Source organism: Stenotrophomonas maltophilia (genome assembly GCF_025642255.1).
Lineage (GTDB): Bacteria > Pseudomonadota > Gammaproteobacteria > Xanthomonadales > Xanthomonadaceae > Stenotrophomonas > Stenotrophomonas maltophilia_P.
Window position 1 is genome coordinate 1,914,585 of sequence record NZ_CP106759.1, and the last position, 15,231, is coordinate 1,929,815.

Below are 15,231 nucleotides of genomic sequence, written 5' to 3' on the forward strand. Positions count from 1 at the left end.
GGGGATGCCGGGCTGCCTGCAAGAACTGTTCCGCGGCGCGCGGTTCACCGCCGGGGCAACGCCCGACGCTAGCCGGGCAGGGCCGGCCGCAGCGGGATGCTCAGCGTGCTGTCGCTGTGCCAGTCCACCTGCAGGGGCTCACCGGCATCGGCGGCTGACTCGTCGCTGACATCGCGTCCGGTGCCGTGGTTCACCTGGTGCATGGCGTCCTTGAGCACGTCCACCTTCACCAGCAGCCGGCTGCCCGCGCCCACACGGCGGGCGACCATGCGGGTGCGATCGAAGGGCAGGTCGGTCCATCGCCCCGGCACCAGCAACTGCCGCGTGGTCGGGTCGCGTACGTGGCTGGCCCGGCCGACGTAGTAGGACAGCTGCATCCGGCGCCCATCGGGCAGCAGCTCGTACAGGGTGACCGTGAAGTCCATGTCGCGCTTGTTGATGCGGACCTTCAGATCGCCCGAGAAGCGTCCGATCAGGTCCATCGGTGCTGGGAAGGGCTCGGAGAGGAAGGTCAGTGCCGTGTCCGGCTCGTCCCCGGCGGCCACGATCGGGAACGGATAGTAGCCATGCCGGACCTCCGTGCGGTCAGCGAGGTCCACCGTCTGCCGCAGTGTTCCCGGCGTTGGCCGCTGTTCCTGCAACGGGTGATGGTCGCCCTCAGCGGCTGCCGACAGGTAGTACGTGCGATGGCCGCCCGCAGCGGCATCAAGGGTGGCTGCATGCCCCCAGGTGTTGCTGCCCATCAGCTGGAAGTTGACCTGGTCGGCCAGAAGCGCCGGGCGCGGGGCATCGCGAAGTACGTGGTCCAGCCACTGGAAGGTCAGCGCAGGCGTATCGAACTGCGCGACCGGGTCCACCGTGTAGCCGCGCAGCTGCATCGGCTTGCTGGCGGCTTGGGCACCGCCGTGGTCATACGGCCCGATCAGCAGGACATGATCGGCGTCCGGCCGGTAGCGCATGTGATCGGTGAAGTACTGCAACGCGGAAATCTGGCCGTCGTCGTAGTAGCCGGTAATGGTCAGCACCGGAATGCGGATGTCCCTGAAGTCTTCGGCGTACGGCACCATGGCCTGCCAGTAACCATCATAGGCCGGGTGGGCGAGCCAGCGCTGCAGCCAGGGATTGGGGGTGCCATCGATCTGGTCGATCTGCCGGTACGGCCGGCCGGAGGCATACCAGCGGCCGGGCAGCTGTGACCACCGGTCCTGCTGCCCATAGGTGTCGGTATCCAGCATCGGGCCATTGGCCACGTAGAAGGCCCAGCCGTAGTTGGCGCTGAGGAATACGTTGTTCTCCATCGGCAGGCCCTGGCCCGGAATGGCAGCGACGTAGGGCACGATGGTCTTCAGTGCCGGATGGTGATGGCGCGCTGCCGCCCATGCGGTGAATCCTTCATAGCTGCCGCCATACATGGCGACCCGACCGTCGCTCCAGGGCTGGCGGCTGACCCAGTCGATCGCGGCATTGGCGTCCACCCCGTCGTGTTCGTAGGGGGCGATGGTGCCGGTACCCCGACCTTTTCCGCGTGCGTCGACCACGATGCCGGCGTAGCCGTGGGCTGCGGCCAGCAGCATCTTCAGACGGTTCTTGGGCGGGTCGGTGTAGATGGTGAACAGCATGGCCGTCGGCAGCGGCGCGGACGCGCTGCGGGGCCGTGCCAGCTGTGCGGACAGCACCACCCCTTCGGCCACGGGGATACGCAATCCGCTGTCGATCACGAAGCGGCGTTGCTGTTCTGCGTCAAGCAGTGCAGGGGCGAGTGCCGCAGCCAGGGTCTGCGCGCGCAACACAGCCTGCAGGCGCACCAGCTCCAGCGCGGCTGACTGCGGCACGGTGGCGGCATCGGCCTGTGCCGCAAGCGCCTGCGTCAGCTGCGCCTGTACCGCAGCGGGAGGCACGGCAAGCGCTGCATCGGCCTGCACGGCGGCAACATCATCCAGGCCAGCAAAGGCCGAATGGAAGGCGCGCGAATACGCTTCCGCATCCCGCGCGCCAGTGCTTGCCAGCAGCATCGGCATCCAGCGCTGGGCCGCCGCGCCATCGCCGGCAGCGGCCAGCGTCGCGCGCAGCTTCTCGATCATGGCGCGTGCCTCGGCGTAGCGACCCGTGGCCAGCAGCGCATGGCAGCGCTGTGCATCGGTCAGCGTTGCCGACTGCAACAGCTCCGTACCCAGCGCCTGCAGTGCCGTATCCACCTGTGCTGGCGGCGCATCGCGGGGCAGCGACCACCGCAGATCGCTGGCGGCCACGCGGGTGCAGGTGAGCGCCAGCAGCAGGCCAGCAAGAAGAGCGCGTAAGGTCACGGGGTGTTCCTTGCAATGGCGGGCGCGTGGCCATCATACGGTGGGTGGCCGCCCGCCGCGGAGAGTCCGACGTTACCCCGGCGGGGCCGGTGGGGGCGGGGTCTGCGCCAGCTCCACCCGTGGCCGCGGCAGGTCGTGCAGTTGCATGAAACGGCCCGCATCGACCGGGCGGCCGAGCAGGTAGCCCTGCAGGTAATCGCACCCCAGCCGCTCAAGGTAGGCACGCTGGGCAGCCGTTTCCACGCCCTCGGCAACAATGTCCATGTCCAGTGCATGGCCCAGCGCCACGATCGCCGATACGATCACCACGTCCTCCGCGCTGTGTTCGAGATCGCGCACGAAGGCGTGGTCGATCTTGATCTCGGTGGCCGGCAGGCGCTTGAGGTACAGCAGACTGGAATAGCCGGTGCCGAAATCGTCGATGGAGATGCCGACCCCCAGCACCGACAACGCCTGCAGCAGCCGCAAACTGGTGTCGGTGTCGCGCATCACGGTGCTTTCGGTGATCTCCAGCACCAGGTTGCGCGGCGTGATGCGATGCCGTTCGATCACGTCGCGCACATCGCGCAGCAGGTGCGGCGAGCTGAACTGGACCGGCGACAGGTTGACCGATATCGACCAGCCCTCGTGGCCGGCGTCGTGCCAGTGCCGCAGTTGCAGGCACGCCTGGTCCAGCGCCCAGCGGCCGATCTCGTTGATCGCGCCGCTGCGCTCGGCCAGGCGGATGAAGCGATCCGGTGGAATAAGGCCCTGTTCCGGATGACGCCAGCGGATCAGCGCCTCGGCGCCGGCGACCTTCTGGGTGGCCACGCGGATCTTCGGCTGGTAGTGCAGGAACAGCTGTTCGCTGCCGATCGCCCGGCGCAGGTCGGCCAGCAGGCGGAACTGCTGTTCGGCGCTGTCGTTCATCCAATCCGCGAACAGGACAAAGGAGTTTCGGCCGGATTCCTTGGCCTGGTACATCGCAGCGTCGGCGAAGGCCATCAGCTGGCGTTCGCTGGCGGCGTGGTCGGGGCAGATGGCGATGCCGATGCTGGCAGTCACCTGCAGTTCGTTGTCGGGCAGCAGCGGGCCGCCTCCCACCGCCTGCAGGATGCGCCGGGCCAGGGTCGGCAGGTCCTCGTCATGGTCGATGCGCACCACCAGCACGAACTCGTCGCCGCCGAGCCGCGCCAACAGGTCGTTCGGCCGCAGCAGCTGGCGGGTGCGCTCGGCGACGGCCACCAGCAGGGCATCGCCGGCCTGGTGGCCATAGGCATCGTTGACCTGCTTGAAGCCATCCAGGTCCATGAACATCACCGCGAAGCGGCTGCCGCCCTGTTCGGCTTCGGCCAGTGACTGCACGATGCGCCGTTGCAGCAGCAGCCTGTTCGGAAGGCGGGTCAAGGGGTCGTGCAGCGCGGCCTGGGTCAATTCCTCCTGCGCATCCGTCAGCGAGGTGCTCAGCATCGCGTTGCGAAGGCGCAGCAGCTGCGCTTCCACCCGCTGGTCCAGCCAGGACACCACCAGCACCACCGCCAGGATCGCGACGGTCAGCACCACCACCAGCATCGCCAGCCAGGTGCTCTGCAGGCCATCGCCCACTGCAGCGCCGCAGATGCTGCCCTGTGGAAAGCGTGCGGCGGCCATGCCGGTGTAGTGCATGCCCACGATGGCCAGACCGAGCAGGCCGGCGGCGGCCAGCCGGTCACCGACCCGGGTGCGCTGCGCGCGCAGGCGGAAGGCGACGTAGAGGGCGGTCCAGGATGCAGCGACCGCAACCAGCAGCGACAGCAGCAGCCAGCCCGTGTGGTAGTCGATGCCGGGTTGCATGCGCATCGCGGCCATGCCGACGTAATGCATGCCGGCGATGCCGGTGCCCATCAGCAAGGCGCCCCCTGCCAGGCGTGGATGTGGCAGGGTGGGCAGCGAGACCAGCCAGAGCGCGAACACCGACGAGGCGATGGCCAGGGCGAGCGACAGCAGGGTGATCGGCAGGTCGTAGCCCAGTGGAATGGGCAGGTCGAAGGCCAGCATGCCGATGAAGTGCATCGACCAGATGCCCAGGCCCATCGCGAAGCCGCCACCGAGCCGCCACCACCAGGTCGCGCCTCTGCCGGGTGCCGTGACCGTGCGTCCGGCCATCGCCAGTGCCGTGTAGGAAGCCATCACGGCCACCAACAGCGAGACTGCCACCAGCCATGCGTTGTACGTGCCTACCAGCATTCGTCAGTCTCCCGGACCTGCCTGTCGACGGAAACTACGGTGGGGCATGCATGTGGCAGGCAGCCAGAAGCGGCCGCCAGGTGCGGCATCCCCCCGGTTGCCGCGTATTCACTCTAACGCGCGTCCCCGGGGGGACGGCAAGCAGCAAAGCGTGATGGAAGCGTCAGTGTGTGACCGCGTCCGCAGCCTGGAACGCCGCATCGAACAGTCGTTGCACCGGGGGCCCCATTTCGCCGGCCAGCAGGACCAGCAGGAACAGGCCCAGCAGCAGCGACACCGGCAGGCCGAGCTGGATCGGATTGAGCGCAGGTGCCGCACGGGCGAGCACGCCGAACGCCAGGTTCACCGCCAGCATCGCCACCGTCAACGGAATGGCCAGTGTCAACGCACCGCGCAGCACGGTCAGCAGGAACGTCGGGGCGATGCTGAAGAACGCGTGCGGATCGGGCAGCGGCGCACCGATCGGCAGTGCCCGGTAGCTGTCCACGACCAGCGAGATCAGCGCGAGGTGGCCGTTCGCGGTGAAGAACAGCAGGCCGAACAACAGGTAGAACCACTGCCCGATCACGCCGGAGGTGCCGCCGCGCAGGGGGTCGCTCATCTGCGCGAACGCCAGGCCGGTGCCCTGTGCCACCAGTTCGCCGGCCATCGCGCCAGCTTCGAACACCAGCCGCAGCAGGAAGCCGATGGCCACGCCGATGGCCAGCTCACGGGCGATGGTCAGCACGGTGGCCGCATCGAAGCCGGTCCACTCCGGCACGGGCGGCAGCAGCGGGGCGAGCGCGATGGCGAGGGTACCGGCCAGTACCACGCGGATCCGCGCCGGCACCGCACGGGTGCCGACCATGGGCATGGCCATGGCTACCGCGCCGATGCGCAGCATCGTCCACAGCACGGTGCCGATCATGCCGAAGGCCTGCAGGCCGTCGGCAGCCATCTGGGTGGCGGCATCCATCGCGGTGCGCGTCCTAGCCGATCAGGTGCGGAATGCGCTGGAACAGCAGCGTGGTGTATTCGACCAGATGGCCGATCAGCAGGCTGCCCAGGGCGAACAGCACGGCGGTCAACGCTGCCGCCTTGGCGACGAAGGCGATGGTGGGCTCATTGAGCTGGGTCGCGGCCTGCACGACACCGACCACCACACCTACCACCAGTACGGTCAGCAGCAGCGGGCCAGCCACCCACAGTACGGCAATCAGGCCGCCACGCAGTTCTGTCAGGGCAAGTTCGGGAGACATCGTCTTTCCATCGGTAGCGCCGGGTCCTGCCCGGCGGTGGTCAATGCGGCCGCCGGCAATGGCTGGCGGCCCCTGCAATCACGCCGGTCCGGGTCACGCCGGATTGAAGCTGGCCGCCAGCGTTCCCACCGTCAGCACCCAGCCGTCGACGAGCACGAACAGCAGGATCTTGAAGGGTGCCGAGACCAGCATCGGCGACAGCATCATCATGCCCATCGACATCAGCACGCTGGCCACGACCAGATCGATGATCACGAACGGGATGAAGATCAGGAAACCGATCTCGAAGGCGGTCTTCAGTTCGCTGGTCACGAACGAGGCGACCAGGACCGGGAACGGGATCGCATCCGGGCTGGCATAGGTGCCGTGCCCGGCGATGCCGGCGAAGGTCATCAGGTCGGTCTCGCGGATCTGCGCCAGCATGAAGCCGCGCAGCGGCTGGGTGGTCAGTGTCCACGCGGTCTGGAAGTCGATCTGGCCGTTGAGGTAGGGCGCCATTCCGCTGCTCCACGCCTTGTCCCAGGTGGGCATCATCACCATCGCGGTGAGGAACAGGGCCAGGCCCAGCAGCACCTGGTTGGACGGGGTCTGGCCGGTGCCCAGTGCCTGCCGCAGCAGGCCCAGCACGATGATGATGCGGGTGAACGAGGTCAGCACCAGCAGCATCGACGGGATCAGGGTGATCGCCGTCATCAGCAGCAGTGTCTGCAGCGGCAGGCTGACCGGCTGGCCACCGATCCTGCCCACGTTGACATCCGGCAGTGGCGTGGTCGGAGCAGCGCCCGGCGCGGCAAAGGCGAGCGCGGGCAGCAGGCACAGGGCAATCAGCAGCAGCCACGCGATCAGGGTAGCTGGACGGGTACGGATGACACGCATGTCAGGGATCCTTGCGCAGCCGCTGCTGCAGCAGCTGGGCGAAATTCGGCAGGTTCTTCAGGTCCGGCACGCGCACCGGCGCGGGCGGCGGCAGCGGTTCGGAAAGGGTGTGCAGGGCGTTGATGCTGCCGGCGGTGACGCCCAGCAGCAGTTGTTGGCCGTTGACCTCCACCACCACGACGCGTTCCTTGGCGCCGACGCTGAGGCTGGCCACCAGCTTCATGCCGTCGGCCGGGCGGAAGCCGCTGCCGGGCAGGCGCTTCAGCAGCCAGCCCAGGCCGACCACCAGGGCCAGCACGGCCAGCAGCGCCAGCACCGCGCCGAACAGGCCCGGTGCCGAGGCCGCGTGCTGGCCGACCGGGGCGGCGGCCTTGCCGACGCCCAGCAGGGTGGACGCCAGCAGGCTCAACGCAGTCTCCGGATGCGTTCGCTCGGGCTGACCACATCGGTCAGGCGCACGCCGAAGCGGTCATTGATCACCACGACCTCGCCATGCGCGATCAGGGTGCCGTTGACGAATACGTCGAGCGATTCACCGGCGCCACGCTCCAGCTCCACCACCGAACCCTGGTTGAGCTGCAGCAGGTTGCGGATCGGCAGGCGGGCGCGGCCGACTTCCAGCGACAGGGTCACCGGCACGTCGAGGATCACGTCCAGATTCAGATCGACCCCGGAGGCCTCGTCGGCGTGCAGGGTGCCGAACTGGGCCGGAGTCGGTTCGAGGGCGTCGGTATCGTTCATTGCGGGTCTTCCTGGATGACGGGTACGCGCGGGCGGGTGCCCGGCGGATGGGTAGCAGTGATCTTCACGGCATTCATGCCGTTGGCGATGCCGAATTCGCCGGTGAACACCGGGATGTTCTCCACGCACAGCGGCACCTGCGGGCTCAGCTCGATCGGCAGGATGTCGCCGACCTTCAACCGGGTCAGGTCACGCAGGGTCATGCGCTTGCTGGCCAGCACGCTGGACAGGGTCACTTCGGCGATGTTGAGCTGCTCGCGCAGGGTCTGGCCCCAGCTTTCGTCGCGGTCGTTGCGATCGCTCTGGATGCCGGCATCGAGCAGCTCCCGGATCGGTTCGAGCATCGAGTACGGCAGGGTGACGTGGATGTCGCCGCCACCGCCGTCGAGCTCGACGTGCAGGCGGCACACCACCACGTATTCGCGCGGGGTCACGATGTTCGCGAAGTGCGGGTTGATCTCCGAGTTGATGTACTCGAATTCCACGTCCATCACCGGTGCCCACGCTTCGCGCAGGTCGGCGAAGGTCTGCTTCAGCAGCAGATGGATCACGCGCATCTCGGTGGCGGTGAACTCGCGGCCTTCGATCCGGGTGGGGTAGCGCCCGTCGCCGCCGAAGAAGTTGTCGACGATGGCGAACACCAGGGTCGGCTCGAACACGATCAGGCCGGTGCCGCGCAGTGGCTTGAAACGAATCAGGTTCAGGTTGGTCGGCACATACAGCGAATGCATGTAGTCGTTGAACTTGATCAGCTCGATGCCGCGCACCGACAGTTCGGCCGAGCGCCGGATCAGGTTGAACAGGCCGATGCGCCACAGGCGCGCAAAGCGCTCGTGGACCATTTCCAGCGTCGGCATACGGCCGCGGATGATGCGGTCCTGGCTGGCGAAGTCGTATGAACGCGCTTCGCCGGAGGGCGGCTCCGGGTCGGTCTCGACCGCGCCGCTGTCCACGCCGTGGAGCAGGGCATCGATCTCGTCCTGGGACAGCAGATCATTCATCGGTGGGCCCTTACTGGGTCACGAAGCTGGTGAACAGCAGATCGTCGGCACCATTGCTGCCGGTCTCGGCCTTGAGCACCTTCTGCACCTCGGCCAGCGAATCGGCCTGCAGCTTCTTCTTGCCGGCGATATCGGCAATCTGTGCCGGCTCGACCTGCGAGAACAGCATCAGCAGTCGTGCACGCAGGGCCGGGGCGTGGGTCTTGATCGCCTCCAGCGCGGCCGGATCACGGGTCATCAGCTGCACTTCCAGCTGCAGGTAGCGCGGGCCGTCGATGGGACCATTGAGGTTGACCACGAACGCGGGCTCCAGCGCGAAGTACTGCGCCGGTGCCGGCGTGGCGTTCTTCTTCTTCGGCGCCTGGCTGGTCTTTTCTTCCTGCGTGGACTGGGTGAAGAACCACACGCCGCCACCGGCGGCAGCGGCAGCCAGTACGGCCACCAGCGCGGTGATCAGGATCGGACTGCGCGGCGTGCGGGCCTTGTCCTTTTCGACGTTCTTCTTGGTTTTGTCAGCGGCTGCGGCCACGAGGTGAAGCTCCTGAGGGTTGCTTCACCGGGATATGCAAGGGGTGTGCCGATGCACCGGGAACAGGGTGCGACGGAAATCCGTCGGCAGGGCCTGCGTCGGTCGCGCACGTCAGGCGTAGGCGTCCAGCAGGCCACGCTGGCGGATCAACGGGGTGGCCGGCAGGCTGGCATCACCCCGCGTCGGTTCTCCGTCACCCCGACCTGCCTCCTGCCCGGCCTGGCCGGCAGGTGCGCCACCGCCGCCCGGCTGATGGCCGACATCGGCGTGGGCCAGCTGGAAGCCTTGTTCGCCCAGCAGTTCACGCAGGCGTGGCAGGCTGCTTTCCAGCGCCTGGCGGACATCCACGTGCGGGCTGCTGAAACTGGCGTGGACCTTGTCGCCGTTGAGCTGCAGGCGTACGTCCACCGGCCCCAGATCGTCCGGGCTCAGTCGGATGTGGGCGTGGCCGATCTTCTGGTCGGCCAGCCAGCCCAGGCGGGCGCCAATGGCCTGGTCGAATCCATCGTCGCCAAGCACCGGCTTCGGCGTCGGTTCACCGTTGAAGACCGCGTTGCTGGACAGCGCCGCCTTCAGATCCTGCAGTGCGGCGGGCAGGGGCGCCTGCAGGGGTGCAGGCGGGGCACGATCACCCTGCAACGTGCTGTCGGTGTCACCGCTGCGCTCCAGCGCGGCGTCGCCCATCGGCAGAGCGGGCAGGGGCAGTGCGCCGTCTTCGCCATCGACGCCCGGGGCGGGTGCCTGCACCGCGGCGGCAGGCGACGCGGCAACCGGCGATGGCGGTACGGCGGTTGCCGCCAGGGCCGGCGGCGCTGTGCCCGTGGCGGACGGTGGGACGCTGGCCGCAGGGTCGGCGGGCAGTGGAGCGGCCAGCACCAGCCCGGCCAGACCGAATGGCGGCCAGGGCGCCTCGTCGGTTTCGGTCGTCGCGTCCTGGTCGGTCGCAGCCTTGCCGGCCGGTGGCGCAGCGGCCTCGCTCGCGACCTGCTCGCTGGCGGGGGGCCGCACGCTGGCGGCGTCATCGCTGCCGGTGGCCGCAACGCCGGTCGGCGCGGGGCTGTCCGTGGGCGGGACGGGCGCGCCGCCCTGCAGCAGCTGACCGAAGTCCTTGCCGCCTTCGCTGCGTGCCGTGCGCGACGGGCTGCTGCCCACGCCGGGCGGAGTGGCCGTCGTGCTGCTGCCCGAAAGCGCGGCGGGCGTCACGAACGGCCTCCGGTGTCTGTGCCGTCCTGGTCCTCGGCCTGCGCCAGGCGGGAGCGGCGCGCGCCGATGTCATCCATCTCGCGCTGGTCACGGCGGTCTGTCACCACCTTTTCCTGTGCGCGATAGCTGGCGGCCAGCTGCTCCAGCACCGCCTTGTCCCGGCTGGCCAGGATCAGGCGCGCGCGTTCGGCTTCGACCTTCTCGCGGTTGCCGTCGACGGTGCGCTGCTGTTGCTCCACCGCACTGTCGAGGCGGTCAAGGAACGCACGCCGGTTCAACAGCTGGGCGGGACTGGTCGCGGCCATCTGTGCGTTGGCGTACTCCTCGGCATAACGTCGCAGTTCGTCCAGACGCGACAGGTGAGTGTCGAGAAGGCGCTGGCGCTCGGCCAGGTCGCGGGCGACCGCATCTTCATGTTCCTGTGCCCGCCTCAGCAGAGGGTCGATACGCTTGGACTGGTTCATCGCTTACACCTCGTTTTCCACCAGGCGCTGCAGCGCCGCCTGGCTGTGCGGGAGATCCGCGGCCTTGGCCACGTCCTGTCCCAGGAATTCCATGATTTCCGGCCAGCGTTCCAGGGCTTCGTCGGTGGCTGCGTCGTTGCCGCGCTGGTAGGCGCCGATGGCGATCAGGTCGCGGTTGGCCGAGTAGGCCGAGACCAGCCGCTTGAGCTTGCGGATGCGCAGGCGCCACGGTTCGTCGGCGATTTCCGTGACCACGCGGCTGACGGACGATTCCACGTCGATGGCCGGGTACAGGCCGCTGTCCGCGACCCGGCGCGACAGCAGGATGTGGCCGTCGAGGATCGCGCGTGCGGCGTCTGCGATCGGATCCTGCGGATCGTCGCCTTCGGTCAGTACGGTGTAGAACGCGGTGATGGAGCCGCGCCCCTTGGCGCCGTTGCCGGCGCGTTCGACCAGCGCGGGCAGCTTGGCGAACACCGACGGCGGGTAGCCGCGCGTGGTCGGCGGTTCGCCCACCGACAGGCCGATCTCGCGCTGTGCTTGCGCGAAGCGGGTCAGCGAGTCCATCAGCAGCAGGACGTTCAGGCCCTGGTCGCGGAACCATTCGGCAATGGCGGTTGCACGGTAGGCGCCATGCAGGCGCGCCAGCGGTGGCCGGTCGGCCGGGCTGGCGACCACCACCGCGCGGCGCAGGCCTTCCTCGCCCAGCGTGGTTTCGACGAAATCGCGCACTTCGCGGCCGCGTTCGCCGATCAGCCCGACCACGATGACGTCGGCAGCGGTGTAGCGGGTCATCATGCCCAGCAGTGTCGATTTGCCGACGCCGGAGCCGGCGAACAGGCCGACACGCTGGCCACGGCCGATCGGCAGCAGTGCGTTGATGGCGCGCACGCCCACATCCAGTGGCTGGGTGATCGGCTCGCGCGCGAGTGGATTGATCGACACACCGGCCATGCCGACGTGGCCTTCGGCACGGATCGGGCCCTTGCCGTCCAGCGGCACGCCATCGCTGTCGATCACCCGGCCGAGCAGGCCTTCGCCCACTTCCACGCCGCCGCGCCGTGCCGATGGCACGACCCGCGCGTTGGGCAACAGGCCATGCAGTTCGGCGCTGGGCATCAGGTAGGTGCGCTCACCGGCGAAGCCGACCACTTCGGCATCCACCCAGCCACCGTCGACCACTTCGACCTTGCAGCTGGCCCCCAGCGGTGCTTCGCAGCCGACCGCTTCCAGGGTCAGCCCGACCGCGCGGCGCAGCACGCCTTCGCGGATCAGGCCACGGCCGTGTGCGGTGTCCACGCGCAGCCCGTCCAGGCGACGGGCCAAGCGCAGATTGCGGGCCAGGGCCCAGTCTGCCGCAGGTGGCGGCAGTGGCGTTTCGGCCGTCATGCGTTCGCTCCGGTCTGGCGGATCACTGCGTCCAGCGCGCCACGCAGGCGGGCTTCGAGAGTGCCGTCGATGCGCACGGCCTCGGCATGCACGCGCAGGTCGCCGCGGCTGAGGCTGGTGTCGGCAACCAGCCGCTGCTGCGGTGGCAGGGTAAGCAAGGGGGCGAGGGCAGCGATGTCGTCCGGGTGCAGGCGCACTTCCACTTCGCGCGTGCTGCCGCCGACCGCATCGATGGCTTCGCCGACCAGCTGTGCCAGCAGCGCCGGTTCGGCCTCGTAGGCGCGACCGACCAGGGCACCGGCGATGCGGACCGCCAGCTCTCCCAGCGCACCGACCACCTCGTTCTCCAGGCGGACCAGCGGGCGGCTGAAGTTGTCCAGGATGCCCTCGATCTGCGCGGCAAGCCGGCGCACCTCGGCCTGGCCCTGGCCATAGCCCTCCGCATGGCCGTGCTGGAAGCCTTCCTTCTCGGCACTGTCCTGGATGGCCTGTATCTCTTCCAGGGTCGGCAACTGCAGCGGCGGTTCCGGCTCGTGCTCCGGGTCCGGCCCGGCATGCCCGGACGCGTCCTCCTGTTCCAGCACGGGTTCCGGCTGGGCCAGCAGGTCAGGGGCGAGCCAGCGCACGACGGTGCTCACAGCATGGCCTCCGCGCTGCCGCCGATGGTGATGGTGCCTTCATCGGCCATGCGCTTGACGATGGCCAGGATCTCGCGCTGCGCGCCTTCCACGTCGGACAGACGCACCGGCCCACGGGCCTCCATGTCCTCCAGCAGGATCTCGGCGGCACGCTGGGACATGTTGCGGGTGATCTTGTCGCGGACCTTGATGTCGGCGCCGCGCAGGGCCAGTCCCAGCCGCTCGCCGCTGACTTCGCGCAGCACCAGCTGCATCTCGCGGTCGTCCAGATCCACCAGGTCGTCGAACACGAACATCAGGTCCTGGATGCGGCCACTCAACGGCGCGTCGATGCGTGCGATCTCGCCCAGGATCGCCTGGTCCTGGCCGCTGTCCATGAAGTTGAGGATGTTGGCCGCGCACTGCACGCCGCCGATGTTGGATGACTTCAGGTTCTGGTTGCCGGCGAACTGGCGCTCCATGATCTCGTTGAGTTCATTGAGTGCGTTCGGCGGAATGCCATCGAGGGTGGCGATGCGCAGCAGCACGTCCACGCGGGTGCGGTCGGGCAGCAGTTTCAGCGCATCGGCGGCCTGGTCGGTTTCCAGGTGGGCCATGACGATGGCGATGATCTGCGGGTGCTCGTTGCGGACCAGGTCGGCGACCGCACGCGGATCCATCCACTTCAGCGCATCCAGGCCGGTGGTGTTGCGGCCCAGCAGGATGCGATCGATCAGGTTGCCGGCCTTTTCGCTGCCCAGTGCCTGCACCAGCATGTTGCGGATGTAGTCGTCCGACCCCACGCCCAGCGAGGTCTTGGAGCCCAGCTCCTGGCCGAACTGGTCCATCACCCGTTCCACCTGTTCGCGGGTGATGTCGGACATGGTGGCCATCGCGATGCCGATCTTCTGGACTTCCTTGGGTTCCATGTGACGCAGCACTTCGGCCGCGTCCAGTTCACCCAGCGACAGCAGCAGCACGGCGGCGCGCTGCACTCCGGTCAGCGGTACCTCAGTCATTGGCCACCCAACCCTTGACCACCTGGGCCACGCGCTTGGAGTCGGTCTTCACGGCTTCACGGGCCATCCGCAGTCGTTCCTCGTAGGAGTCCACCGGCAGGGCCAGCGCCTCCGGTCCACCCAGGCCAGCGCGCTCGGCACCCAGGGCCGGCAGCGGGCTGCCATCGTCATCGACCAGCTGTACGTCAGCGGTATGCGGTTCCAGTGCCAGCGGGTCGTGCTTCTTCGCCTGGCCGGTGATGGCACGCAGCGCCGGACGCAGTACGCCGAACAGCAGCGCCAGCACCACAATGGCCCCCAGCAGCATGCGGCCGGCATCGTGCACCCACGGCAGCTCCCACCAGGCCGGGCCTTCCACCGGTGTGGTCTCGCGCACGAACGGGGCATTCATCACCGAGACCGTATCGCCCCGCTCGGCGCTGAAGCCGACGGCCTGCTTGACCAGCGCCTCGACGCGGGTCAGTTCGGCAGCCGACAGCGGCTGCGGGGTAAGTGCACCATTGGCGCCGGGGCGCGGCACGTTGTCCACCAGCACCGCCACCGACACGCGCTTGATGCGGCCGGCCGGCTGGCGGGTGTGCTGCAGCGTGCGGTCCAGCTCGTAGTTGCGCGTGGCGTTCTTGCTGCTTTCGCTCGGCGTCTGCGCGGTCTGTGGCGGCGCAGCCTGGCCCGGAGGCGTGTTGCTGGTTGCGCCAGGCACACCCTGCGGTCCGGGCGTGCTGGTGGTGTTCTCGCTCATCTGTTCGCTGCGCAGCTTGGCCGGCTCGCCGTTGTACAGCTCACGCGCTTCCTCGGTGACCGAGAAGTCCATGTCCACGCTGACTTCCGGATTGACGCGGCCCGGGCCGGTCATCGGTTCCAGCAACTCGCGGATGCGCTGGTTGAAGGAGGTCTCCTGCCGGCGGACCTGCTCGAACTGGGCGGCATTGACCGCCGCTTCGCTGTTCGGGTCGCTGATGCTGAGCATGCGCCCGCTCTGGTCGACCACGGTCACCCGTTCCGGCGACAGGTCCGGAATGCTGGCGGCGACCATGTGCACGATCGCATCCACCTGGCTGCGCTCCAGCTGCTGGCCACCGCGCAGTTCCAGGGTCACCGAAGCACTGGCGACGTCGCGCTGGCGGGTGAAGGCACTGGGCTTGGGGATGGCCAGGTGCACGCGTGAGTCACGCACCGGTCGCAGCGTATTGATGGTGCGCGACAGTTCGGTTTCCAGCGCGTGCTGGTAGCGCGCGCTTTCCACGAACTGGCTGACACCGAAGCCCGGGTCGCGCTCCATCAGCTCGAAGCCCAGCTTGCCGCTGTCGGTCAGGCCGGAGCCGGCCAGCTTCAGGCGGGCGTCATGCAGGTTCTTCTCCGGCACGGTGATGCCACCGGTTGCCGGGTCCAGGGCGAACGGGATCTGCGCTGCACGCAGCAGGTCGGTCGCTTCAGCGGTGGCCTTCTGGTCCAGGCCGGTATACAGCGGAACCATGCCGGGCTTCTGCGACCAGAAGAACACGAACAGGCCCGCCGCCACCGCCACTGCGATCATCGCCATCAGCCCCAGCCGACGGGTGATCTGCAGGCTCTGTAGGCGGTCGAACCATTGCCCCGCCTTCTCGGCGTTCAGGCTGTCCTTGGAAAGCGTCAGTGCCATGCGTCAA

At 68.4% G+C, this 15,231-nt stretch carries 15 protein-coding genes; all 15 read right to left on the reverse strand.

The window, feature by feature from the left end:
* Nucleotides 1-68: 68 nt before the first annotated feature.
* Nucleotides 69-2,303 carry a CocE/NonD family hydrolase gene (locus N8888_RS08840; RefSeq protein WP_263178169.1) on the reverse strand — a complete coding sequence of 745 codons (2,235 nt, stop codon included), beginning with the start codon at nt 2,301-2,303 and terminating at the stop codon, nt 69-71.
* A gap of 72 nt (nt 2,304-2,375) precedes the next feature.
* Nucleotides 2,376-4,508 (reverse strand): putative bifunctional diguanylate cyclase/phosphodiesterase, encoded by a 2,133-nt coding sequence (locus N8888_RS08845; protein WP_111186092.1) that lies wholly within the window; start codon nt 4,506-4,508, stop codon nt 2,376-2,378.
* 163 nt (nt 4,509-4,671) lie between these two features.
* Nucleotides 4,672-5,463: a flagellar biosynthetic protein FliR gene (fliR, locus tag N8888_RS08850; protein WP_053519606.1), complete on the reverse strand. Its 792-nt coding sequence runs from the start codon at nt 5,461-5,463 to the stop codon at nt 4,672-4,674.
* A 13-nt stretch (nt 5,464-5,476) separates the two neighbouring features.
* Nucleotides 5,477-5,746 (reverse strand): flagellar biosynthetic protein FliQ, encoded by a 270-nt coding sequence (locus N8888_RS08855; protein WP_053519605.1) that lies wholly within the window; start codon nt 5,744-5,746, stop codon nt 5,477-5,479.
* A 93-nt stretch (nt 5,747-5,839) separates the two neighbouring features.
* Entirely contained in the window at nt 5,840-6,622 is a 783-nt protein-coding gene (gene fliP / locus N8888_RS08860) for a flagellar type III secretion system pore protein FliP (protein WP_053519604.1), read from the reverse strand.
* A gap of 1 nt (nt 6,623) precedes the next feature.
* The gene (fliO, locus tag N8888_RS08865) at nt 6,624-7,031 is read right to left on the reverse strand and encodes a flagellar biosynthetic protein FliO (RefSeq protein ID WP_053519603.1); all 408 of its coding nucleotides are present in this window, start codon (nt 7,029-7,031) and stop codon (nt 6,624-6,626) included.
* Nucleotides 7,028-7,363: a flagellar motor switch protein FliN gene (fliN, locus tag N8888_RS08870; RefSeq protein WP_053519602.1), complete on the reverse strand. Its 336-nt coding sequence runs from the start codon at nt 7,361-7,363 to the stop codon at nt 7,028-7,030. The genes fliO and fliN overlap by 4 nt, the downstream gene beginning before the upstream one ends.
* Nucleotides 7,360-8,364, reverse strand: coding sequence for a flagellar motor switch protein FliM (gene fliM, locus N8888_RS08875; RefSeq protein WP_065176161.1), 1,005 nt, complete (start codon nt 8,362-8,364; stop codon nt 7,360-7,362). The genes fliN and fliM overlap by 4 nt, the downstream gene beginning before the upstream one ends.
* A 10-nt stretch (nt 8,365-8,374) precedes the next feature.
* Nucleotides 8,375-8,893 (reverse strand): flagellar basal body-associated FliL family protein, encoded by a 519-nt coding sequence (locus tag N8888_RS08880; RefSeq protein ID WP_053519600.1) that lies wholly within the window; start codon nt 8,891-8,893, stop codon nt 8,375-8,377.
* Between the two features lie 111 nt (nt 8,894-9,004).
* Nucleotides 9,005-10,096 (reverse strand): flagellar hook-length control protein FliK, encoded by a 1,092-nt coding sequence (locus tag N8888_RS08885; RefSeq protein WP_263178173.1) that lies wholly within the window; start codon nt 10,094-10,096, stop codon nt 9,005-9,007.
* Nucleotides 10,093-10,560: a flagellar export protein FliJ gene (fliJ, locus tag N8888_RS08890; RefSeq protein ID WP_053519598.1), complete on the reverse strand. Its 468-nt coding sequence runs from the start codon at nt 10,558-10,560 to the stop codon at nt 10,093-10,095. Before fliJ ends, N8888_RS08885 begins: the two co-directional genes overlap by 4 nt.
* Nucleotides 10,561-10,563: 3 nt before the next feature.
* Entirely contained in the window at nt 10,564-11,949 is a 1,386-nt protein-coding gene (locus tag N8888_RS08895; RefSeq protein ID WP_053519597.1) for a FliI/YscN family ATPase, read from the reverse strand.
* Nucleotides 11,946-12,587, reverse strand: coding sequence for a FliH/SctL family protein (locus N8888_RS08900; protein WP_053519596.1), 642 nt, complete (start codon nt 12,585-12,587; stop codon nt 11,946-11,948). Before N8888_RS08900 ends, N8888_RS08895 begins: the two co-directional genes overlap by 4 nt.
* Nucleotides 12,584-13,570, reverse strand: coding sequence for a flagellar motor switch protein FliG (gene fliG, locus N8888_RS08905; RefSeq protein ID WP_053519595.1), 987 nt, complete (start codon nt 13,568-13,570; stop codon nt 12,584-12,586). Before fliG ends, N8888_RS08900 begins: the two co-directional genes overlap by 4 nt.
* Before the next feature lie 7 nt (nt 13,571-13,577).
* Nucleotides 13,578-15,224 carry a flagellar basal-body MS-ring/collar protein FliF gene (gene fliF, locus N8888_RS08910; RefSeq protein ID WP_065176166.1) on the reverse strand — a complete coding sequence of 549 codons (1,647 nt, stop codon included), beginning with the start codon at nt 15,222-15,224 and terminating at the stop codon, nt 13,578-13,580.
* Between the last annotated feature and the right edge of the window lie 7 nt (nt 15,225-15,231).